At 38.8% G+C, this 23,097-nt stretch carries 16 protein-coding genes; 5 read left to right on the top strand and 11 right to left on the bottom strand.

Going from position 1 to position 23,097, the window contains the following annotated elements; all coding sequences use genetic code 11:
• Window positions 1-200 precede the first annotated feature (200 nt).
• Window positions 201-971 carry a hypothetical protein gene (locus ND2E_RS01740; protein ID WP_033095679.1) on the top strand — a complete coding sequence of 257 codons (771 nt, stop codon included), beginning with the start codon at window positions 201-203 and terminating at the stop codon, window positions 969-971.
• Between the two features lie 48 nt (window positions 972-1,019).
• Window positions 1,020-1,388 carry a ribosome recycling factor family protein gene (locus ND2E_RS01745; RefSeq protein ID WP_033095678.1) on the top strand — a complete coding sequence of 123 codons (369 nt, stop codon included), beginning with the start codon at window positions 1,020-1,022 and terminating at the stop codon, window positions 1,386-1,388.
• 89 nt (window positions 1,389-1,477) lie between these two features.
• Here the strand turns inward: ND2E_RS01745 and topA are convergent, their stop codons facing one another.
• On the bottom strand, window positions 1,478-4,192 hold the full coding sequence (topA, locus tag ND2E_RS01750; RefSeq protein ID WP_033095677.1) for a type I DNA topoisomerase: 2,715 nt from the start codon (window positions 4,190-4,192) through the stop codon (window positions 1,478-1,480).
• A gap of 417 nt (window positions 4,193-4,609) precedes the next feature.
• Here topA and ND2E_RS01755 point away from each other — a divergent pair, with 417 nt between their 5' ends.
• Entirely contained in the window at window positions 4,610-5,716 is a 1,107-nt protein-coding gene (locus ND2E_RS01755) for an arginase family protein (RefSeq protein WP_033095676.1), read from the top strand.
• 107 nt (window positions 5,717-5,823) lie between these two features.
• Here the strand turns inward: ND2E_RS01755 and ND2E_RS01760 are convergent, their stop codons facing one another.
• Complete coding sequence (locus ND2E_RS01760; RefSeq protein WP_033095675.1) at window positions 5,824-8,142, bottom strand: Ig-like domain-containing protein; 2,319 nt, start codon at window positions 8,140-8,142, stop codon at window positions 5,824-5,826.
• A gap of 265 nt (window positions 8,143-8,407) precedes the next feature.
• On the opposite strand from ND2E_RS01760, the gene ND2E_RS01765 reads away from it, so the two are divergent.
• Window positions 8,408-9,769 (top strand): dicarboxylate/amino acid:cation symporter, encoded by a 1,362-nt coding sequence (locus ND2E_RS01765; protein ID WP_052056989.1) that lies wholly within the window; start codon window positions 8,408-8,410, stop codon window positions 9,767-9,769.
• 151 nt (window positions 9,770-9,920) lie between these two features.
• On the opposite strand, the gene sohB is transcribed toward ND2E_RS01765, so the two are convergent.
• Window positions 9,921-10,970: a protease SohB gene (gene sohB / locus ND2E_RS01770; RefSeq protein ID WP_033095673.1), complete on the bottom strand. Its 1,050-nt coding sequence runs from the start codon at window positions 10,968-10,970 to the stop codon at window positions 9,921-9,923.
• Window positions 10,971-11,130: 160 nt separating this feature from the next.
• A complete protein-coding gene (locus ND2E_RS01775; RefSeq protein WP_033095672.1) occupies window positions 11,131-13,707 on the bottom strand; it encodes a VolA/Pla-1 family phospholipase in 2,577 nt (858 codons plus the stop codon).
• A 259-nt stretch (window positions 13,708-13,966) separates the two neighbouring features.
• On the opposite strand from ND2E_RS01775, the gene ND2E_RS01780 reads away from it, so the two are divergent.
• Window positions 13,967-14,704 carry a YciK family oxidoreductase gene (locus ND2E_RS01780; RefSeq protein WP_033095671.1) on the top strand — a complete coding sequence of 246 codons (738 nt, stop codon included), beginning with the start codon at window positions 13,967-13,969 and terminating at the stop codon, window positions 14,702-14,704.
• A 120-nt stretch (window positions 14,705-14,824) separates the two neighbouring features.
• On the opposite strand, the gene fadD is transcribed toward ND2E_RS01780, so the two are convergent.
• From fadD to ileS, 7 genes are all read right to left on the bottom strand, one after another.
• Window positions 14,825-16,480: a long-chain-fatty-acid--CoA ligase FadD gene (gene fadD, locus ND2E_RS01785; RefSeq protein ID WP_033095670.1), complete on the bottom strand. Its 1,656-nt coding sequence runs from the start codon at window positions 16,478-16,480 to the stop codon at window positions 14,825-14,827.
• Window positions 16,481-16,595: 115 nt separating this feature from the next.
• On the bottom strand, window positions 16,596-17,516 hold the full coding sequence (locus ND2E_RS01790; protein ID WP_033095669.1) for an alpha/beta fold hydrolase: 921 nt from the start codon (window positions 17,514-17,516) through the stop codon (window positions 16,596-16,598).
• 46 nt (window positions 17,517-17,562) lie between these two features.
• A complete protein-coding gene (locus tag ND2E_RS01795) occupies window positions 17,563-18,240 on the bottom strand; it encodes a M50 family metallopeptidase (RefSeq protein WP_033095668.1) in 678 nt (225 codons plus the stop codon).
• A gap of 37 nt (window positions 18,241-18,277) precedes the next feature.
• Window positions 18,278-18,994 carry a tRNA (adenosine(37)-N6)-threonylcarbamoyltransferase complex dimerization subunit type 1 TsaB gene (gene tsaB, locus ND2E_RS01800; protein WP_033095667.1) on the bottom strand — a complete coding sequence of 239 codons (717 nt, stop codon included), beginning with the start codon at window positions 18,992-18,994 and terminating at the stop codon, window positions 18,278-18,280.
• 22 nt (window positions 18,995-19,016) lie between these two features.
• Entirely contained in the window at window positions 19,017-19,460 is a 444-nt protein-coding gene (fkpB, locus tag ND2E_RS01805; protein ID WP_033095666.1) for an FKBP-type peptidyl-prolyl cis-trans isomerase, read from the bottom strand.
• A 34-nt stretch (window positions 19,461-19,494) separates the two neighbouring features.
• Window positions 19,495-20,022, bottom strand: a complete 528-nt coding sequence (gene lspA / locus ND2E_RS01810) for a signal peptidase II (protein ID WP_052056987.1) — start codon at window positions 20,020-20,022, stop codon at window positions 19,495-19,497.
• Between the two features lie 115 nt (window positions 20,023-20,137).
• Window positions 20,138-22,999 (bottom strand): isoleucine--tRNA ligase, encoded by a 2,862-nt coding sequence (gene ileS, locus ND2E_RS01815; RefSeq protein ID WP_033095665.1) that lies wholly within the window; start codon window positions 22,997-22,999, stop codon window positions 20,138-20,140.
• Between the last annotated feature and the right edge of the window lie 98 nt (window positions 23,000-23,097).

Raw genomic sequence — 23,097 nt, 5'->3', positions numbered from 1 at the left:
TTCCATTATATTTTTTAGTTTCTGTAAATAAAATTCTCCACTTCCTCAAAATCCGCTAAAGATTATTCGTTACTTAGTTATACTCGAGTTTTAAACAACATTTACATGTCATTTTTATGTGAAATACACAACTAGTCCTATGCTAAACAAAACATTTTTTGTAGACTGCCTAGTAGTTTATTTATTCAAGAGAACCTTAGATGATTGCTATTATTATTGGCTTAATTGTTGCGTTAATTGTATTTGTAGTTGTGGTGAGTTCCATTCAACAACATAAAGAAAAATTAGAAGCCGAAAAGCGCATTAAAGTCGCAAAACAAAAAGCAGTTATTGATGAAAGCGAAGACCTAATTTTCAACTTATCAAATTTACCCAATAACCCAAATATCGTTAAAATATTAAACCTTCGTAGCTTAAATGCAGCTAAAGCTATGCAAGAACTTATGCCTGAAGTTAAAGGGATCAAAAAAAGAGTTCAAGAATTACAATCTCGCTTAAAAGCCTCGGAAGACCTTGCTGAGAACCAAGCTTCAGTTGATGAAAACTTTACTTTACCTGATAATGAACAACAGCTTGTTGGCATTTTGCAATGCATTAAGAAATTACGTGTCGTACTGAAATCAGAACAAAATAAAGGCGCTCTTGACGCACAAAGTTTTACTGCAGAAGATCAACGATTAGCGACCATGCAATTAAAAATTAATATCGAAAGCTTAGTTAAACGCGGTACTCAAGCTTTTAATAAAGAAATGCTTGGCTCTGCTCGACAATATTTTGAGAAAGCCTTACAAAGTTTAGCCAGCAGCACCGTTAAGAATGAGTATGTTGCAACGAGGCAAGCTGATATTTCAAAACAATTAGCAGAAATTACTGATGCATTAAAGCATACCAATGCCAAAGATGCAGCGAAGAAAGCTAAGAGCGAAGAGAATGAATTAGATTTATTATTTCAACCAAAGAAAAAATGGTAAGTACTTCTGCAAAGCAGTTCATTGTTAACCGTTTAAGGTTATAACCTTGTGGAAACAATCAATACAATTAATTTGCCCTCTTTTCTTCGTCGTACTGTGAAGGCATACCTTTTAAAAGCACATATCAGACATTTAGGATGTGAGTTGAGTCGAATTGGACGCTCTAGAAATTGGCAGTTAAAAGCCAATTTCTCTCAGCTGCAAGCTATCATTGGCTTTATAGAACAAGAAAATGAACAAAGCTGGATCTGGCTTGCTAAGTTACTGAAAAAAGAATATCAACATTTAAGTCATGATAACCTGTTAGCCTTAGCACTTCGCATCGAGAATGTAACTATTGCCGCCTTAATGGCCCATACTGACTGTACTTTAGCCCAAGCAAGAAAAGTATTAGATGAGCTAGAGGGTTTAGATTAAAAGGGCTGATAAAGTCTAAGCTGAATATAAGATAGACAAAAAAATAGATACCCTTGGGTATCTATTTTTATTTTCAACAAAACATCACTTTACTCAGTTGATGTTTTGGTCTTTTTCTTTGCTGCGGATTTCTTTGTGGTAGTTTTTTTAGCGACTTTCTTTTTTGCTACCTTTTTCTTGGGAATATCTTCAACCCATTTACCATCAATGTATTTCGCAGTCCAACCTGTTGCTTTTGGTTTACCGTCTTCAGTAGCGATCTCGGTCATTACGTACTGCTCTTTGGTTTTCCGGCTATAACGTACTACAGATAAGTTTCCTTCATTATCTTCTGCAGGAGCATCAGCTAAGTAATAGAATTTTTCTGAAATACGATCTCTAAATCGTTGTAACTCAGCTACCTTAGGTGCTCGCGTTTCTCTCGAACGTGGAAAAGTATGTGCCGCTAAAAAGATACCTGCAGCACCATCACGAAGGACAAAGTGGGCTTCGGATTTTTCACATTCAAGTTCAGGCAATTGCACCGGATCTTCTTTTGGCGGCGCAGCTTCACCACTGGCGAGTAACTTACGAGTATTTTTACATTCCTCATTAGTACAATCGAAATACTTACCAAAACGGCCTGATTTCAATTCCATAGGCGATTCACAGCGGTCACATTCTAGAATAGGACCATCGTATCCCTTAATTTTAAACTCGCCTTTCTCAACTTCAATGCCATCACATACAGGGTTATTACCACAAACATGTAATTTACGTGTTTCATCAATAAGGTAACTGTCCATTGCAGTACCACATTTATTACAACGATGCATTGCCATCAGTGCTTCAGTTTCAGCATCTTCAGCTAAAATACTTACCGCTTCTTCACCAGCGGTTAAGTTCATGGTTGTTGTACAGCGCTCTTTCGGTGGTAAAGCATAACCAGAGCAGCCTAAAAACACACCCGTTTGAGCCGTACGAATCCCCATCTTACGATTACAGGTAGGACAATCAATATCAGTGAGTACAGGCTCATTGTTTTGCATACCACCGTCTTCAGATGGTTGGTCAGCTTTAGATAATTGCTTGGTAAAGTTTTTATAAAATTCGTCTAAAACACTCTTCCAATCAGCACTACCGCCAGCTATTTCATCAAGTTCTTGCTCCATATTCGAGGTAAACTCGTAGCTCATTAACTTTTCAAAACTGCCAGATAAACTGTTAGTAACAATTTCACCCATTTTTTCAGCATAAAAACGTTTTTTGTCTAAACGAACATAACCACGATCTTGAATGGTAGAAATAATTGATGCATACGTTGAAGGTCGACCTATTGAACGCTTTTCTAACTCTTTAACTAACGATGCTTCACCAAAACGTGCAGGTGGTTTAGTAAAGTGCTGACTTGGATCAATTTTATCTAACGTTAGTGATTCGCCTACTTGTAAATCAGGTAAATGTTTATCATCACCTTTACTCAGCTGAGGGTGCACCCTTGTCCAACCATCAAACTGCATTACACGTCCCTTAGCTTTTAAATCAAAGCTAGCAGCACTAATAGTTAACGTACTAACGGTATAACGTGCAGCAGTCATTTGACAGGCAACAAACTGGCGCCAAATCAGCTCATATAGCTTTTTAGCATCAGCTTCAATACCTTCAAGGAATGCAGCTTCAAGCTTGACATTTGATGGACGTATTGCTTCATGAGCCTCTTGTGCTCCAGCTTTCGAGCCATACGTTTTTGCGTTTTCAGGTAGGTAATTATCCCCAAAACTATCGCTAATGTAATTACGACACATTTCGACCGCATCTTTACTTAAATTTGTTGAATCGGTACGCATATAAGTAATATGACCGGCTTCATATAAGCGTTGTGCTAAGCCCATAGTGCGTTTGACACCATATCCCAGTTTAGTACTGGCAGCTTGCTGTAGTGTAGAGGTAATAAACGGTGCAGACGGAGTACTTTTTGATGGTCTATCCTCCCGTTTACTAACAGTGTAATCAGCGGGTTTTAATATTGCTAACGCTGCATTGGTCTGCTTTTCATCAGTTGGCTTAAACGTTTTTCCATTTTCATGGGTAACATCAAGGGTTAGTAACTCACCTGTCGAGGCATGGGTATCGACTGAAATCTCCCAAAACTCTTGTGGATCAAATGCTTTGATTTCACGCTCTTTTTCCACAACTAATTTTACTGCAACAGATTGCACTCGTCCGGCAGAAAGACCACGTGCAACTTTTTTCCATAACAGTGGGCTGACCATAAAGCCAACCACACGATCAAGAAAACGTCTTGCTTGCTGAGCATTAACACCGGGCATACTCAACTCTCCCGGCGTAGAAAATGCCTGTTGAATTGACGTTTCAGTTATTTCATTGAAAACAACACGGCGGAACTTCTCATCTTCCCCACCAATAATTTCTTTTAAATGCCATGCAATCGCCTCTCCCTCGCGATCCAAATCGGTTGCGAGATAAACAATATCTGCTTTATCCGCTAATTTTTTAAGTTCGGCAACAACTTTTTCTTTACCTGGCAATATTTGATAATTGGCAGCCCAGTTTTTATCTGGATCTATACCCATACGATTAACCAACGCTTGCTTATCACGCTTGGCTTTGTATTTAGCTTTTGCTTCAGGTGCCATTTTACGCACTTCCGCTGGAGACTTAGCAGCAACTTTTTTACCCGTGCTACTGTGCGGAAGGTCACGTACATGACCAACACTCGACTTTACAATAAAGTCTTTACCTAGATATTTATTAATTGTTTTCGCTTTGGCTGGCGATTCGACAATAACTAGTGATTTTGCCATAAAAATTTCTAATCCTTCGAGAAAGACAAATTATTTTTTGCCTTTTTATTCAAACGCTAATTCAATCACAAAAGTGCGAGCGTACTTGTTATGACCTTGCTAGCGATAAAAAAAATACTTTATTTAAATTTATTCTTTGCATAACTATTTATAGGTATATCGATAAATATGCAAACTGACAAGTAATTATTTTTCTTGGCAGTGAATGCTATTCACCCAGTTACTGGTTTTAGCTATAATGGGCATTAATGAATATCATTGTGCGCTTAGTCACATTTTGCCTACATTTAGCGGCAATCATAATCGACTTTTCGATAAAACATAAGAGCATAATGTTAAAAATATTTAAATAGTGAAAGTATAGGGGCCTGCTTCCTCAATAGATAACTCATATAAATAACCAAATAGAGACTTTAAATGACAGCAATTACATCAACATTTTATAACAAACTCAGCAATTGTTTGTGTCCCCCTGGTAATGGCGTATTTACCGTAAATACAGCGAAAGAGCGTAAAGAGCAGTTACACCAAACTATTTTTGGACAAGCGGTCGGTGTTGAAGATTTATGGAAATCATCATTAAATCAACTACCAGAAGCGTCTAAAGCCGTTATTTTAGGGATAGCATCAGATTGTGGTGGTGGGATATTACGTGGTGCAAATTGGGGGCCTTTATTTTTACGCTCAACTTTACTTACCAGCTATCCAGAATTAACCGCATTTGATTTAGGTGATGTAAGGGTCATCCCACATTTATTATCTGATAAGTATTTAAATGAAGCGACTCTGGCAAACTGTAAAAAAGCCTTATATCAAGACGAACATAGCCAATACCCTATTAGTCCTTTGAGTATTACTGAAGATGTCTTGCATGATTTTTATGCTGAATTCCCAGAAAAAGGTATTTTCGGGATCGGCGGTGATCACAGTGTGAGTTACCCGTTAACTAAAGCTTACCTTCAGGCTAAAAAGCAACAAGGCAAACGTGCTGCAATAATTCACTTTGATGCGCATACAGATTTATTAGTGGAACGTTTAGGTATCGACTTATGTTTTGGCTCTTGGTGTACCCATATTTTAGATGATTTACATGAAAAGCATCACCTTATCCAAATTGGTATTCGTTCAAGCGGCAGACCTCAAAGCCATTGGGAAGAGACTTTTGGCGTGAAGCAACATTGGGCCAAAGATATTAAGTCTCAGGGTATTAAGCAGACGATAGACAATATTCTTGCTCAGCTCAATGATGAAAATATAGATGAACTGTATGTAAGTTTTGATATTGATGCTATTGATGATAGCTTCGCTAGTGCTACAGGCACTCCTGAGCCAGATGGTTTAATGCCAGAAAATGCTATGGACATATTACGAGCACTAGCTGCTAAGTACCCCATTACTGGCGCAGATATGATGGAGATAGCACCCTTTACTGATAGCTGTGGTCAAGGGATTGCAGGACAAGAAAAAACCTTAAAAGTGAGTGCTGAGATTTCAGCATTTTTACTTAAAGAAATGGCGAAGTAATTCATTACGATTAGTTACTGCAATATACCTCAGTAGCGCTCAGATAAAAAAGGCTCCACAAGGGAGCCTTTTTCAATTCAAATTAACTACTTATTAAGCGGCTAAAGCTAGTCTTGGCTGATATTATCACTACAATCATTTGATAAGCCAAATGGCCCAATAGTACCTATACCTTGAGTTGGTGGTATAGCATCTTCAACATTTATATCATCAATCGACACAGGTAAGGTAAAAATAGCTTGGGTAGAATTTTCACTACCGGTTACTTTACCTGAAACAATCAGCTTTACATCAAGCCAATGGCCATAACTTTGTGGGTAAGTTACTTTAATAACTGACCGTCCATCTTCATCTGTGACTAGGGTGCCTGATATTGATACGATATTACCCGGTGTTAATTCACCGTCACCGTTAAAATCTTCACCTTCATCTAAGATACCATCAAAATTAGCATCTTCATTTGCACAAGCTGTTTTCGGAAGATAAACTGGACCAGGAGTATTTGTTGAACCTTCACCTAGAGCCAACCAAAGTACGAAGTCAGAACCATCATAGGTTGGAACCCAAAGACCTTTGTAATAATTTTCAGGTATTGCTGAAACGGTTAATTCTACATTATCAACTGCATTAGACTCGGCATCGGTAACAAAAACAGAGTATTCTTTAACATAATCCGTAGTACCCAACTCTTCAATTTCATTACCTGTCCCTAATGAAATGAATAGCTCACGATTAGAAACAGTTAAATTAACGGTATCAGTTATTGCAGGGGTATCTTCAACCACTCCGGTTATCGCTACCGCATCTTTAGCAGAAGTATTATTTGAAGTATAAATTGTTGAAGCAGAACCGCTACTATCGGTTACTGCCGTTGCCGGAAAAATTGACCCGCCACTTACATCTTCTAACACAAATTTGATTCGTTTATTTTTAACTAAGTTACCATTTACATCTTTTACAACGACTGAAACAGTGGATGTTTGTTCATTTGGACCTATCGAATTAGGTGAGGCTTGTGCTTTAATTGTTGCTGCAGTATCGGCAAAAAATTCAAATTCAAGTTGATTCGTCAATTCCACAGCTTTACCATCAACCACGTCTGAACCAACAAATGTAACTAACGCTGTACCTGCATCTGTTGACGTTAATGTAGCAGTGACTTCACCATCAACAGTAGTAGCAGAATTAACATTTACAATGCCGCGAGTTGTAGTAAAGGAAACAGATTTACCATCTGGTACAGGTGCATTATCCCGCAGCCACGTAAGAGTAATATTTGCTGTTTGTACTAAAGAAACATCAGGAACAATCGGAGTATTTGACGGATTTACTGTATCAGTACCATTAGTAAAGCTGGTAAATAAGAATGAATCTGCTTGCACTGAAACATCTTGACTAGCAGTCGCGCCAAGTGCAGTAACAACAATACTATTAGTACCACCACTAGTACCTGTTACCTGCAACAGAGCTTGTCCTTCTGCGTCTGTTGTTACCAAAGCAGGAGAAGGAAGTTCAATACCAGCTCCCTCTCCCGCCAAAGAAAGTATGACATCCGTTTTTGCTACGCCATTACCATCTGAGTCGAGTACCTTAACAATATAGTTAGTCTCATCATTTATCGCTAAAGAACTTGAACCGGTTAACGTCAAAGTAGTGCCAACAACCTCTATTTCTAACGAATCGGTAATAGCACCACTGGTTACGGTTACATTAATTATGCGATTACTAGGCTCATCTTGAGTCGATAACTCCATAGTAACTTTACCATCAGGTCCTGTTACATTTGAACTACCGCCATTTTCATCAAGTACTTTTCCAAGTGCGCCAGAATCACTAGCAAAGTTAATAGTAACCCCTGCAAGCAGGTTGTTATTCTCATCTTTTGCAATCGCTGATAACTCAATAGATTGCGCCCCACTGGACGCTAATTGTTGTGAGCTTGCAAATAATCTAATAGAAGCCGCTTGTGGCTCACCTTCAACAATTTTCACACCATCACCCAAGCTGGTGAAACCAATAGAAGCAGAGCCGCTATTTGAGTCTGAACCAACAGTTGCTGTGACTTCAACGCCACCAGCAACATCTGTTACTTTTACCGTTATTGTCGCTATACCAGACGCATCAGTAATAGCGGTACCAACAACAGGATCAAAAACGGCTATAGAGGGATCATTCAATGTAAAAGTAATAAGTTTCCCAACCACAGCTGCACCATTACTATCTAATAATAGCGATGCAGAAATGGTGATATCATTAGTAGCTGATAAATCACCTTCTGACTTTGTAATGCTCAGGGTAGCTGTATTTGACGTACCGCCTTCACCATCACCGCCCCCTGTAAGATCACCATCTCCACCACCACACGCTACAAGTGTCATCATTGACATCAATAACATAGTAAAACTTAAACGTCGAAGTAACTGCATTAAAGCATCCCCAGTATCTTTTTATAAATAGACTTAATAACTCATATTAACTGATAAATAACAAAAAGGTACTGCTTATTAAAAATAAAATTGTCTTCATTTATTCAGTTAAAATTTTTTACTGGCGCTACTTTGAAAATAGTCATGATAAAGTAGTTTTTAATCCTGATATTTATTGCTAACCTTAACGGTTCAAATTATTAGTGTTATATCGACACAATAATCACAATTTAACTTACCCCTTTGCTGAAGTAACATTAACCCTATGACAATTGAAAAAACAACGTCTTCTTCTCCTAATAAGAACAGTTTAACCAGCCGGATAGTTATCGGTATGGTTGCAGGTATTTTATTAGGAACATTTTTGCAGTGGCTTATGCCCAATGGCTCTGACAAAGTAATTAACCTATATTTATTTGAGCTTTCTCTCAAAGGCTTATTTGTAGATGGCATATTAGAAGTGATAGGCCAAGTATTTATGGCCAGCTTACGTATGCTAGTTGTGCCCTTAGTCTTCGTATCCCTAGTTTGTGGGGTATGTTCACTAAAAGACACCAGTAAACTTGGCCGCATAGGTGGTAAAGCAGTCGCTTTATACCTCGCCACTACAGCCATTGCGATTAGCTTCGCTATTTTTGTTGCACTAATTATTTCTCCAGGAGAAGGCGTTAACATGGTGGCGAGCAGTAGCTTCTCTGGAAGAGAAGCACCTTCTCTAGCACAAGTTATTATCCAAATGTTTCCTACCAATCCTTTCGCCTCCTTCGCACAAGGGAATATGCTGCAAGTTATCGTCTTTGCATTACTTTTCGGTATTGCTATCGCACTTTCAGGAAAGGCAGGGGAACGTATAGCGTTGTTATTCGAGGATTTAAGTGAAGTAATTATGCGCCTGGTCACTATCTTAATGAATATCGCCCCTTATGGCGTATTTGCATTATTAGCGACATTATTTACCACTGTATCACTGACAACCTTTGGAAATTTAATAGAATATTTCTTAGTGGTTTTCTTTGTTTTAGTGGTTCACGCAATAGTTACCTACCCTATCATTTTGAAACTATTAACAGGCTTAAATCCGCTTATCTTTTTAAAGAAAATGCGCGACGCTGCCATTTTTGCTTTTTCTACCGCAAGCTCAAATGCCACTATTCCTGTCACATTAGAAACAGCAACCAAAAAGATGGGGGTTAAAAACTCCATAGCATCATTTACCGTACCGCTTGGTGCCACCATTAATATGGATGGCACAGCAATCATGCAAGGGGTAGCAACTGTTTTTATTGCGCAAGTATTTACACAAGATTTAACACTCGCTGACTACTTAACGGTTGTGCTTACCGCAACGTTAGCTTCTATAGGTACAGCAGGTGTACCTGGCGTTGGGTTAATCATGTTAGCCATGGTGTTAGAGCAAGTTGGTTTACCGGTTGAAGGTATTGCCCTTATTATTGGTGTTGATAGATTATTGGATATGACGCGTACTGCAGTCAACGTTACAGGGGATAGCATGGTGAGCCTTGTTGTTGCGAAAAGTGAAGACCAGTTTGACCATGATATGTATCTAGACCCACAAGCAGGTCATAACATTGAAGAAATCGACTTTAAGCACCTAAAAGATAATTAAAATTTAGTATATTATTTTTGTATAAAAGAAAATAATTGTTAAACAAAAAAGCCTTACTGAATCTGTTCAGTAAGGCTTTTTTTATATTATTTAGTTTATTAATTTACTCGTTAACTAAACCAACGGCTGATAACTAATCATCAAACAGCTATTAGCTAGGAAAGATATTATTACGTTGTAATAATTTTCCTAAAAAACTCTCCGCCGATAATGAAGCAGCTTTAGAGAATTTTTCGGCCAAGCCTTTTTTCACTTCATACTTAATCGCAACAACCTTATGGCTTTTACTTTTTGCTTGTAAATAATCATCGCTGGTTTGTATACTATCTACTAGGCCAAGTTCCAAGGCTGTTGTACCAAACCAATGCTCACCTGTGGCAACTTTAACTATATCTAAACTAGGTCTGTGTTCGCTAACGAAATTTTTAAACAAAACGTGAGTTTCTTCTAATTCTTCAATGAATTTTTCTTTACCTTTTTCTGTATTTTCACCGAACATGGTCACTGTGCGTTTAAATTCACCAGCCGTAAATTGTTCAAAGTCGATATCGTTTTTCTTTAATAGTTTATTGAAATTTGGTACCTGTGCAATAACACCAATAGACCCTAGAATAGCAAAAGGTGCTGAAATAATATTATTTGCCACACAAGCCATCATATACCCACCGCTAGCAGCCACTTTATCTACAGATACTGTTAGAGGAATATTGTGTTGACGAATACGATCTAGCTGTGAAGATGCTAAACCATAACCATGTACCATACCACCACCACTTTCTAAACGAACAAAGACTTCATCTTCAGGTGTTGCCACAGAAAGTATCGCAGACACCTCTTCACGTAAGGAGCTAACTTCTTTAGCATCGATACTACCTTTGAAATCTACCACAAAGACATGTGACTTCTTAGGCTCTTTCTTTTCACCCGCTTTAGCTGCTTTTTTATCTGCTTTCGCTTTCTCTTTAGCGAGCTTTTTATCTGCTTTTTCTTTTTCTTTAAATTCATCTTTGCTCAATAACGCATGAATAATATCTTCTTCAGTTTCGCAAAACTGTTCAGATAAATCAGTGATATCAAGCTCACCTTTTTTGTGCTGCTGTTTCATAGCTGCACCAGTAATAGCTACAATAATGGCAATAATTGCCAAAACAAAAGTAACGGCTTTAGCTAAAAACAAACCGTATTCATATAAAAATTCCAAGGTAACTCCTGAGGATATATTGGTAAAAAAAGATAAAAAATAATTGACGTAATTCTACACTATTTTTTCGTCTTGCAAAGCGGGTTAAAGGACGTAGAAATCAAGCAATAAAAAAGCCCTCAATTGAGGGCTTTCAAGATAAGACATTTTACGTTAAAACTTATTTAACAACATCAGGGTTAGTTACTGTAATCAGTTGTCCCATTGCAGCAAAGAATCCAGCTACTTCCCCTTGCATTTCTTGAGTTGCCGCTGCAGTTTTTGCTGCATCAGGTGCAATGCCTGGAATTGCGGCTGGGCTTAAAATAGAGCCATGATGACCCGAAGTAAAGCGTACCGCACCAGAGCCTTCTGTTGTAGTGCTTACACCTGGTAAGCCTAACAAAGAAATAGCACCTTCAGTACCACCAAACGGGGTAGTTGACACTGAATTAGGAATCACTTGATCTCCTAGGTTATCACTTCCATTGCCAACAACTTCAATTAAATGCGTTGGAGTATTAGTAGCGGCCATCATTCCAGCATAGTTAGCTGGGTCGCCTGCATCTGTTACTGTTTGAGCCGCAAAGGCAAACTTAGTAAAGTTAGCATTGAGTTCACCTTGTTGTTCTGGCGTCAATAATAAATAGAAGTCTCTGTAATAAGCAGCCAATTCATCTGAAGTCGGCGGTGTTTCGCTCATATGAACTTGGGCAACATAACCTTGAAATGCTTCTGATGTTGCATAAGTTAAGCTTGATTTAACCACGTCACCGAACGCACCTGATTCCATTAAGAAATTAGCAACCATAACGCCAGGCATAGCGAGACTATTACTGCTCACAGCGAACAAAGGGTCAACCTGTGGGTCAAGCATGCTATTGGTTAAGGCCATAAAGTTCATGCCGGTAATTGCACCTAATGAATGCCCTAAAAAGTGTACGTTAGTTCTATCAACCTTAATTGGATTTCCTTCAGCATGAAAACCGCCCAAGAAATTTAAACCTAATCGTAAACCAACTAAGTCTGAAGTTGACTGGCGTAAATTATCACGAGTGGTCAACAAACTAGCTAAGTTCATATAATGAGTAGAAGTCACTGTTGTGGCATTAATATCATCAATGCCATCTGGAACACCGTCAGGGCCTGTTATATCAAAACCACGGCTGCCTCCGGGTAATAAACCGCCTAAAGCATTAGAGTCACCATGCAATGGATGATTAATGGCAACTGTCGCAAAACCAAACGCTGAAAGAATACCAGTAACAGCTAACATATCTTCTTTTTTAGAAGTAATACCGTGCTGTAATATCACAACTGGCCAACCATTTGTCGGTTCAGCTAAATCGCCTGGCAAGCCAAAGCTTGGGCGAACAGCATTAGCTATAGTGACATCTGGTGTAGTCATTTGCACCACAATAGCCATGTCAGCATTCGCTTTAGGTACAGGGCTAAATTTAGTTAAATGACGTTTCGCATCAAAGCCAAGTGCCCTAAGACCAGGAGCAGGCAGCTCTTGTGCCGCTGATATAGCCATGCAAGTGCCATCATCGACACTTACCGCATCAGCTGGAATTGTTTCAGGCGGTAGCTCTCCTGCAGCAATTTTTGCTGCTACGCCTGCTAAAATTGCTCCTGAATCACACAAAGCTTTCCACCAATCATTTACTGGCCCTTTAGGGTTTTCAGCTGATGGAACTCCTAAATAATAAGGTAAAGTAATACTACCTTGCATAAAGTTAGCTGCCGAATATAGCGGCACTAATGATTGTGGGATTTTGTTTTTGTCAAAATCAGGGTGGCCTTCAGGATAAGGTGCTAAAATATTTGCAACAGACATTGCGGTATCTTGAACGCCAATAGTTGGTATACCATTCGTAGCATTTTCAACCATCGCGGGCACATTATTAGCCATTAATGCTTTAGCAGTAGCCAGTACATCAACAGTTGATTGTGTCGTTAATGCCATGGTGTAAATTAAAGCATCTTTATCAGCACCTGCTGCTACAATGGCATTTTCATAACTATTGATAACTCCTTGCAAAGCCTTTTGAGCATCAGTTGCTAACGGATTAGTAGCTATATCTTGGCGAACTAAATCATAAGTAATAGAGCCAGCTACACTATTGCCATTACTGTCTTTCAGATTATTGGTTAATGCTAAAATGTAAGTTGTTTTAGCTTTAAGAGGCTTCATAGGAATAACTGCCACACCATTTCCAGATGCTTTAGTCACAAAATCAACACCAAAGGTTAATTCTTTAACCACCGTACAAGCAGCACCACGTGGAACTTCTTCACAACCGGTATCACCTCCCATCAATGCTTCAAATATTTTAACTGAGGCAGGATTCTCAGCAGATGTGCTATCAATAGAGGCGTCATCAGGGACACTAATATCAAGTACAAACGGGTTAGTCGTTGACCAGCCATCAAGGGCACCTAATGCAGTTGATGGATCTGCATAATTAGGTGATTCAATTTCATTGCCTTCCTCGTCACTTTCACCTGATATAATATTACCTTCCGCATCCCTTGCTACAGGTATATTCAAGGTACCATCTGGGGTGCCTAAGAATAACAAATCATTAGGTACCGATAAGCCACCATTTGAAGGGTCAAATACAACACGAGCTAACGACTTAACGGCTGTACCATTTTCTTCGACTTCTTTTTGTACATCTTCAATAGTTTCGCTGTCACAGGCACTTAAACCAAGTGCGCTAATAACCGCAAGACTGAGAGCTAGCTTTTTCATATTGAATTCCCCAATGCCTTAATTTTTATTATGTCTATTTATTAAAGTTATTTTACTTTTACTGTTCAAACCAAAATGTAAACGGATGTTTAAACAACTAGTAGGACCAGTTAAAGTTACCCCAAGATGTCATAAGGTGCTAGTAATTTTTTACTTTTTTGTAGAATATTTTCATGTTAGTCAACTTTTTACTCGTCAATGAAAATACCAACGAGTAGAATAGGAGGTAATTTTCCACTCACGGTAATAAGATCTCAAAATGTTTAATTATTCAACAAAAGATGCCTATTTAAAAAACAAAACTATTCTAGTTACAGGTGCTGGCGCTGGCATTGGCCGTACTGCAGCATTAACCTATGCTCAACTTGGCGCTACGGTTATCTTACTAGGTAAAACGGTTAAAAAACTTGAAGCTGTGTATGATGAAATTGTGGCGTTGGGGCTAGCAGAGCCTGCAATTATTCCTCTTGATTTAAAAGGTGCAACCAAACAAAACTATATAGACATGTCTTCGACCATTGCCAGTCAGTTTGGTCAGTTAGATGGAGTATTACTTAATGCCTCTATTTTAGGTGAACTAACACCATTCACCCATATGCATGAGCAAATATTTAATGACGTGATGAAAGTTAATGTCACTGCGCAATGTTTATTAGCACAAGCATTAATACCGACCTTATTATTAGCACCAAACGCTTCTTTAGTCTTTACTTCTTCAGGTGTTGGTAGTCAAGGTAGAGCGTATTGGGGTCAATACAGCATTTCTAAGTTTGCCACAGAAGGTATGATGCAAGTTATTGCAGATGAGTATGAAGGTTCAAACTTACGCACTAACGCTATCAACCCTGGCGCAACAAATACCAATATGCGCTCATGTGCTTTCCCAGCGGAAGATAAAGATGAGATCGCCAGCCCAGAAGATATTATGCCTTTATATGTTTATCTAATGTCTGATGACAGTTTAGAGGTAAACGGTCAAACATTAAAAGCGCAGTAATCCTAGTTGTAATGCTTAATTCAGTTAAAGAACTATCTTGATAGATATAAAAAGGCAAGCTTAATCGCTCGCCTTTTTTACATTCAAATAATGAAACACACAGCTAAAAAATCACTGTTTTTAACGTAGTTCCCTTCTCAATATTTTACCCACATTGGTTTTAGGCAACTCTTTTCTAAACTCAACCAATTTAGGTACTTTATAATTAGTTAGGTTTTGACGACAATGTTTAATAAGTATTTCTTCATTTAAATCGTCAGATTTACTGACGACAAACACTTTGACAACCTCGCCTGACACTTCATGCGGTACTCCAATCGCTGCAGATTCTAATACCCCATCATGCATCGCGAGTACTTCTTCAATTTCATTGGGGTAAACATTAAAGCCAGACACAATGATCATATCTTTTTTACGGTCAACAATGGTGAAAAAGCCTTTATCATCCATCATGGCAACATCACCTGTGGCAAACCAACCATCTTTCAATACTTCATTGGTTGCTTCTGGACAATTATAATATCCTGACATTACCTGTGGACCTTTAACCCACATTTCACCTGACTCACCGATATCAGCTTCACTACCATCTTCACGCATGATCTTAACATCCGTTGAAGCCGCAGGAAGACCTATGCTGCCATCATAAGCAGCAAGATTATACGGACTTATCGTTACTAAAGGCGCACATTCAGTTAAACCATACCCTTCTAACAAACGTGTACCAGTCACTGTTTGCCAACGCTCAGCAACAGGTCGTTGTACAGCCATGCCACCACCCAGTGACATTTTCAGCGTACTAAAGTTAAGCTCACTAAAGCCCGGGGTATTTAACAAGCCATTAAATAAGGTGTTTACGCCAGTAATCGCTGTAAAAGGGTATTTTGATAACTCTTTAACAAAGTTTGGCATATCTCTCGGGTTAGTAATTAATAAATTAGTGCCGCCCATAGTAAAGAATGTTAAACAATTCGCTGTTAAAGCAAAGATATGATACAGCGGTAATGCCGTTACCACTAACTCATTGCCTTCTTCTAACAATGGGAAAATAGCCGCTTTAGCTTGTTGCAAGTTTGCCACCATATTTCGATGAGTTAACATAGCACCTTTAGATAAGCCTGTCGTACCACCGGTATATTGTAAAAATGCCAGATCATCTCCACACAACTCAACCGGAACGAGTTTAAGTCCTAAGCCTTTTGATAAAGCAGCATTAAAACGAACCGCGTGCGGCAATTTAAACGCTGGTACCATTTTTTTAACGTATTTAACCATACAGTTAACGACAGTACCTTTAACTAAGCCCAATCGGTCACCTAAAGAGGTCATGATAACGTGTTGCACCGCGGTATTATCAACCACTTTCTCAAGAGTCTGCGCAAAGTTTTCTATGATTAACATTGCTTTAGCATCAGAGTCTTTTAACTGATGTTCAAGTTCACGCGCTGTATATAAAGGATTTACGTTTACGACGGTAAGTCCAGCTAATAAAGCACCAAATAATGCTATTGGATATTGTAGGCAGTTAGGTACCATGATGGCGAATTTATCGCCTCGTTGTAAGCCTAGATCTTGTTGTAAATATGCGGCAAAAGCTGTTGCTTGGACTGAAAGGTCTGCATAAGAAATTGAAACACCCATATTGATGAAAGCAGTTTTGTCGCTAAACTGAGTGGAGTATTTTGTGAACATAGCCACAATGGATGGGTATTTATCCGCATCAATTTCAAACGGCACATCACTCGGGTAACTTTTTTCTAACCAAATTTTTTCCACAATGGCTTCCTCAACAGTTTATTGTGTTACTACGTATTTATTAATTCTTCTATTTGCAGCAACTCTTATTTTAATATCACTGTTTTATCAAATTTTTTAGCATTGCGCCACAAATTTAAACGCTTGTTTTAATTTCACTGAAGAAATGGCTAAGTATAAGCAATAACTCCTTCGCTTTTTCCATATGCACATGATGACCGCCGGGTAACTTAGTCGTTTTAAGGTTTTTAGCACCTTGAGAAAAATGCTCTAGGCCTGTTATAACCATCTCCATACCTTTATCGCCATAGATAAGCTGTAAAGGACATTTAATGTCGCTAAACAATTGCTGCCCTTGTTTTAGGCTTAATCGATAAGGTGAAATTGTCCGCAGGCGTGGGTCTGAACGCCAACGGTATAATACATTCGCATTATCATCTGAATTTATTGGCTTACTATCAACTTCTACCAATGATCTTTGTACAATTATTTTTGCATGGTCGACCTTTAAATCAGATACATGTAGGCGTGCTTTTACTGCCATTTCTTCAGTAAAAGAGCGGCTAGCATTAGATGACTTTACCCGACTTAGCACCCCACGTCGTAACTGATCAGTGGCCAACTCTTCAGGTGCGCAAATAAAACCGAATGAATCTATCAGCGTCAGTGATTTAACCTTTTCAGGAAAAGCAGCAGCAAAGGCACTGGCAATCATTGCTCCCATTGAATGGGCAACAATATCGATTGCTTGCCAATTATTAAGGGTAAATAGTTTGAGTAACTCACTGACATAATCAAAAAAATGATAATGAGCACCAATACTGCGATGATCTGAATGGCCATGTCCTGGCCAGTCTAACGCTATTACTCGACGGTCAGATAGCAGAGTACTTTCTTGTGCTATTTGCTGCATTAACGGTAAAAAACTCGCAGCATTATCCAAGTAACCATGTAAGCATAACAGCGGTTCATCTGCCTCACTTCCACAGGCAAGCGCGGTGAGTGTTAAGTCATCTAGCTGATAACTAAGCTCTTCAATTTCGCTGCTCTTTGTCATGGGATTGTACCTTTAAGAATGTTGGTTACGTTAAGCCCTTTAGTTATCAATAAGATTTTTTATTCATTTTTATTAATGAATAAAGCGCTGCTACTGCCAACACGCACCAAATCACGACCCAAACTAATTCAGGGACCATTGTCATTGATGCCAAAGCAGCACCATCACCTAAATTTCGACCGTCAAATAAATAAGTTGGGCTAAACAAACTATTCAATAAAATACTCAAGCCAAAGAACTTTAATAACAGTTGCAGCGTGTATAATCGACGCATCTTTATCAAAAAGACAAACATGACAGCTAAACTTGAAATGATAATAATAGTCAGAACATCTCTTGCCCAAAAAACAAGCGAAGCAAGCAATAGGACAATCATTAAGCCTGATACTACTTGAGCGGTTCGTTGATGGCTATTTGCCAATTTAAAAAGTAACCAGCCCCAAAAAGTTGCACCTGCATAACCAAAGAAACTAACAAGAAAACTTAATCCTCCTCGAGTTGTACATAAACCAGCACCATTGGTAAATAACTGAATACGTACAATTTCACCACCAGTTACTAGCGCAGCAATACCGTGACTAATTTCATGAAAGTAACTTTCCAGCCAGTTAAGCGGAATAGATACGATAGGGATTTGCCTAATGATAATGGCTGCGATCAGGAGAAAATAGAGCTGGTATTTTTGCCAAAAGCTGGCTGAGGTAATCTTCGAACTACTTGCCATAATTTACTTCCAGAATATCTAACCTTAGAATATTGTTTTATTTACCTGGAAGTTTTTTCCAAGAAACTGTATTACGAACATATACGGGTTGGGCATGTTCTGCCGATACCCCTTGCCCGCTTTCTAACGCTACCTTACCTATCGCCAACATGGCTTCAGCGTTTGGGAATAATATGTCTGGGCTAGCTTCATTAATTTTCAATGCTAACCACTGTTCGTCTGACTTTTCACTTAACGTTTCACTGTAGGCATCCCAACCAGTACCAACAGCATAAAAAGGGGTAATGACATCTGATAGTTGCTGTGCTAATTGAGCAGGAGGGGTTACCGCTTCGTCTTGTTGTGCTTGCATAACGTTATATTCGTCAAGCACAAAATACCCATTGTAAACTTCTGACATACGGGCATCTATTGTTGCTATAACTTGTTTGTGACCATGTTTTATATAGGCTAATTGAGCCATTGCTTGTAAGCTTGATACGCCAACAACAGTTAAGTTAGCAGAAAAGGCAAGGCCCTGAGCAACACCAACACCAATGCGAACGCCAGTAAAACTACCAGGCCCTTGACCAAAAATAAGACCATCTAGCGCTGATAGTTTAATACCCGCTTCATTGAGTACATCATCTATCATAGGTAGTAAACGTAAACTATGCGACTGAGGGCAAAGCTCATAACGAGAAAAAATTTTACCATTCACTTGCAGCGCAACAGAACATGCTTCAGTAGAAGCATCAAGAGCTAAGTAATTCACTATAGTTACCTATCAATATTTTCTAGAGGATATCGACTAAATCGATAACAAAAGTGACCGTTTGACCGGCAAGTGGGTGATTAAAATCAATAGTAACTGAGTCACCATTAATTTCTTTAATCATGCCAGGTAAATCACCACCTGGTTGAGAAAAGGTAATAATATTACCTACTTTTGCTGGCACTTCAGCAGTAAACTTATCAATGCCCATATAATGAATATTATCTGGGTTACTTTCACCAAAGGCATCCTTTGCTTCAAGAGTGAACTCTTTTGAGTCACCTTTATTCATACCAATCAGCTGCGCTTCAAAAGCAGGTGAAATGCTATTATCACCCATGATGATTTTTGCTGGTTTATTATTGACCTTAGTGCTGTCTGCAGCTGAACCATCACTTAATTTCATAGTTATATGAACAAGGATACTTGAATCACTTTGAATCTGTGCTTGCGTTGAAACAGTCATTATTAGCTCTCTACCTTATTTATTTTATACTTTATTATTTATTGTCACTTTTGCTGTCATCATTAGTCTCTTTAGTAATTAATGATTCAAAAATCATTAATGCTGCACCAATGAAAATAGCTGAGTCTGCAATATTAAAGGCGGCAAAATGATAACCCGCCCAGTGAAAATCGAGAAAGTCGATTACATAGCCAAATAAGGCTCTGTCGATTAAGTTGCCCACGGCGCCGCTTAAAATCAGGGCAAAAGCAATGCTTAATAAACGCTGTTGCTTAGGAGTTTTTGCCATCCAAACAAGAAAAACAATGCTCGCTATACTAGCTATTGCCGTAAAGAACCATCGCTGCCAACCACCTTGGTCGGCCAAAAAGCTAAAGGCTGCACCTGGGTTATGAACATAAGTGAGGTTAAAAAACGGCAAAACCGACATGGTTTCACGGTAGTCAAATGTACCCGCGATCCAATGTTTACTAAGCTGATCAATGATTAAACATAGTAGGGTTAACCATAACCATCGTAGGCCTGTGTCACTAAATAATTTTTTCAATGGTGGATATCTCATCTTGCATAATTAAATAAAGAGGCTATTACCTTTTCCTTATGTCTAAAAAGACAAACAAAGGGAAGGATAATAGCCCGTAAACTTAACTTACTGTTAATGCGACTTTGCTATGAGTTTAAGCAAACTGTCTTGTTTCGCCTTCACCATCAACATTGGTGATACAACGACCACATAGCTCAGGGTGCTCTTCACTTTCGCCAATATCAGTGGTTACATGCCAACAGCGGTCACACTTAGCGCCTTCTGCCGGAGCAACAGTTAACCATAAACCTTCGATATCAGTTTCAAGTGCATTTTCAGGTGCGGTTGAGACAGTTTCAATCGTAGCTTTTGAGGTAATTAATACAAAACGAAGCTCATCACCTAATTTGGCTAACTTAGCAGCTAAGTCTGCAGTTGCGAACAAAGTAACTTGCGCTTCTAATGCTTTACCGACTGTTTTCTCTTTTCTTGCTTGCTCTAATGCACGGTTAACTTCACTACGCACAGTCAACAACTCAGTCCAATATTCATTACCCAACTCATCTGCTGATTCAGTGTTGTCAGCTTGCTTACTTACCTGTTTAGTAAGGCCATCAAACCAAACACCTGTGAAAACAAACTCATCACGCTCACCACTAACAGGTGAAGGCAGCGCTTCCCATATTTCTTGTGCGGTAAATGACAAAATAGGTGCCATCCATGCAGTCATTGCCTCAGCAATTAAGTACATAGCAGTTTGACATGAGCGGCGTGCGTTTGAATCAGCTTTAGCCGTGTATTGTCTATCTTTAATGATATCCAAATAAAAGCCACCTAACTCATTAGTACAGAAGTTCATTAACTTGTGTACTACAACATGGAATTCATACTCATCGTAAGCTGCGATGATTTCCTCTTGTAAGCGCGCTGCTTTATCAACGACCCAGCTATCAAGTGCTACCATATCTTCAACAGCAACCATGTGCTGTGCTGGCTCAAAACCATTTAAATTAGATAATAAGAAACGTGAGGTATTACGAATACGACGATAAGCGTCAGCTTGACGTTTAAATATCTCATCAGATACAGTGATCTCTTGCGTATAGTTAACAGAAGCAGTCCACAAGCGTAAAATATCAGCACCTAAGTTATTAGTAATACTCGATGGTGTAACCACGTTGCCTAATGACTTAGACATTTTGTGACCTTTGACATCAACAGTAAAACCGTGAGTAAGTACTTGCTTATATGGCGCTTTACCATTCATAGCGACTGATGAAATCATTGAAGACATAAACCAACCACGATGTTGATCAGAGCCTTCAAGATATAAGTCAGCAATGCCATCAAATTCTTCACGGGCATTTACAACTGAGTGATGCGTAGTACCAGAGTCAAACCATACATCTAAGGTGTCTGGCACTTTAATGTATTCATTAGCATCATCGCCGATGAGTTCGCTTGGCTCTAAATCAAACCAAGCTTGAATGCCCTCTTTTTCAACACGCTTAGCAACTTCTTCAATAAGTTCAATGCTACGCGGATGCAAAGCACCTGTATCTTGATGGATGAATAATGCCATCGGCACACCCCACGTACGTTGACGTGAAATACACCAATCAGGACGACCTTCAACCATCGACTCAATACGGCGTTGACCCCAATCAGGGATCCACTGTGTTTTTTCGATTTCATTCAATGAATCTTGACGTAAACCTTTATTATCCATGCTAATAAACCACTGCGGCGTAGCGCGGAAAATTAATGGCGTTTTATGGCGCCAGCAATGCGGATAAGAATGCTCTAATGCATGATGATGTACTAACGCGCCATTTTCTTTTAATAACTCAACAACACTCGCATTAGCTTTAAAGACATGCTGGCCAGCAAGTAGAGGGGTATCTTCAAGGTATACACCATTAGCACCAACAGGGTTAGCCACTTCTAAGTCATATAGTTTACCAACCACGAAATCTTCTACACCGTGACCTGGTGCAGTATGTACACAACCGGTACCTGAGTCAGTAGTAACATGTTCACCTAAAATAACGGGGACCGTAAAGTCATAGAATGGGTGCTGACATTGTACTAATTCTAAATCCTGACCTTTACAGAAACCTAATGCATGATATTTATCTAAACCAAAACGGTCCATACATGAACTAACAAGATCAGAAGCAATAATTAATCGTTGTAGTTTTCCTTCAACATCACACTGCACTAAGGTATATTCAACGGCGGGATGAACTGATATTGCACGGTTAGCAGGCAGTGTCCATGGCGTCGTTGTCCAGATCACCATACCAATTTCACCCTCGCCAGTATGGCCTTCTGGGTGAGAAAATTTATCCGCGACAGTTTCGTCGTTAATAGTAAACTTCACATCAATTGCAGGTGATTGTTTGTCTTTATACTCAACTTCAGCTTCAGCCAAAGATGAACCACAATCAGTACACCAATGCACAGGTTTAAAACCTTGATGTAAGTGACCATTTTCAGCAATTTTACCTAAAGAACGAATGATATTTGCTTCAGTATCAAAGTCCATCGTTAAATAAGGTTTTTCCCAATCAGCAAAAATACCTAAACGTTTAAAATCTTCACGTTGACCATTAACTTGCTTAGCGGCATATTCACGACACTTTTGACGAAAATCACTAGCACTGATCTTATGACCTGGCTTGCCTACTTTTTTCTCTACCATCAGTTCAATAGGTAAACCGTGACAATCCCAGCCAGGTACGAAAGGTGAGTTAAAGTCAGATAAGTTTTTTGATTTAACAATGATATCTTTTAATATTTTATTTACTGCATGGCCTAAATGAATATTACCATTGGCATAAGGAGGACCATCATGAAGAATAAATGACTTTTTACCTTTTTTGGCTTCACGAATTTTGCCATAAAGATCTTTAGCCGCCCAACTTTTGAGCATATTAGGTTCACGATTAGCCATATTTCCTTTCATAGCAAAGGATGTGGCGGGTAAATTCAGGGTATGTTTGTAATCACTCATTTAAATCATTATCCGTTTATGTTGGCTGATAAATTTAACAAAACGCTATAAATATCAACCAAGTTTATAACTGTTAATTGAATATATTATTTTTAATC

Source organism: Colwellia psychrerythraea (genome assembly GCF_000764225.1).
In the GTDB taxonomy this organism is placed as follows: domain Bacteria; phylum Pseudomonadota; class Gammaproteobacteria; order Enterobacterales; family Alteromonadaceae; genus Colwellia; species Colwellia psychrerythraea_D.
The sequence above is the reverse complement of the archived record's forward strand: the minus strand, read 5'-3'. Positions and strand labels throughout refer to the sequence as shown.

Excerpts from the sequence above, each read along its gene's own strand:
- ND2E_RS01740 (WP_033095679.1), top strand. The coding sequence starts at position 201 with ATGATTGCTATTATTATTGGCTTAATTGTTGCGTTAATTGTATTTGTA.
- topA (WP_033095677.1), bottom strand. The coding sequence starts at position 4,192 with ATGGCAAAATCACTAGTTATTGTCGAATCGCCAGCCAAAGCGAAAACA.
- ND2E_RS01755 (WP_033095676.1), top strand. The coding sequence starts at position 4,610 with ATGACAGCAATTACATCAACATTTTATAACAAACTCAGCAATTGTTTG.
- ND2E_RS01760 (WP_033095675.1), bottom strand. The coding sequence starts at position 8,142 with ATGCAGTTACTTCGACGTTTAAGTTTTACTATGTTATTGATGTCAATG.
- ND2E_RS01765 (WP_052056989.1), top strand. The coding sequence starts at position 8,408 with ATGACAATTGAAAAAACAACGTCTTCTTCTCCTAATAAGAACAGTTTA.
- ND2E_RS01775 (WP_033095672.1), bottom strand. The coding sequence starts at position 13,707 with ATGAAAAAGCTAGCTCTCAGTCTTGCGGTTATTAGCGCACTTGGTTTA.
- ND2E_RS01780 (WP_033095671.1), top strand. The coding sequence starts at position 13,967 with ATGTTTAATTATTCAACAAAAGATGCCTATTTAAAAAACAAAACTATT.
- ND2E_RS01790 (WP_033095669.1), bottom strand. The coding sequence starts at position 17,516 with ATGACAAAGAGCAGCGAAATTGAAGAGCTTAGTTATCAGCTAGATGAC.
- ND2E_RS01795 (WP_033095668.1), bottom strand. The coding sequence starts at position 18,240 with ATGGCAAGTAGTTCGAAGATTACCTCAGCCAGCTTTTGGCAAAAATAC.
- fkpB (WP_033095666.1), bottom strand. The coding sequence starts at position 19,460 with ATGACTGTTTCAACGCAAGCACAGATTCAAAGTGATTCAAGTATCCTT.
- lspA (WP_052056987.1), bottom strand. The coding sequence starts at position 20,022 with ATGAGATATCCACCATTGAAAAAATTATTTAGTGACACAGGCCTACGA.
- ileS (WP_033095665.1), bottom strand. The coding sequence starts at position 22,999 with ATGAGTGATTACAAACATACCCTGAATTTACCCGCCACATCCTTTGCT.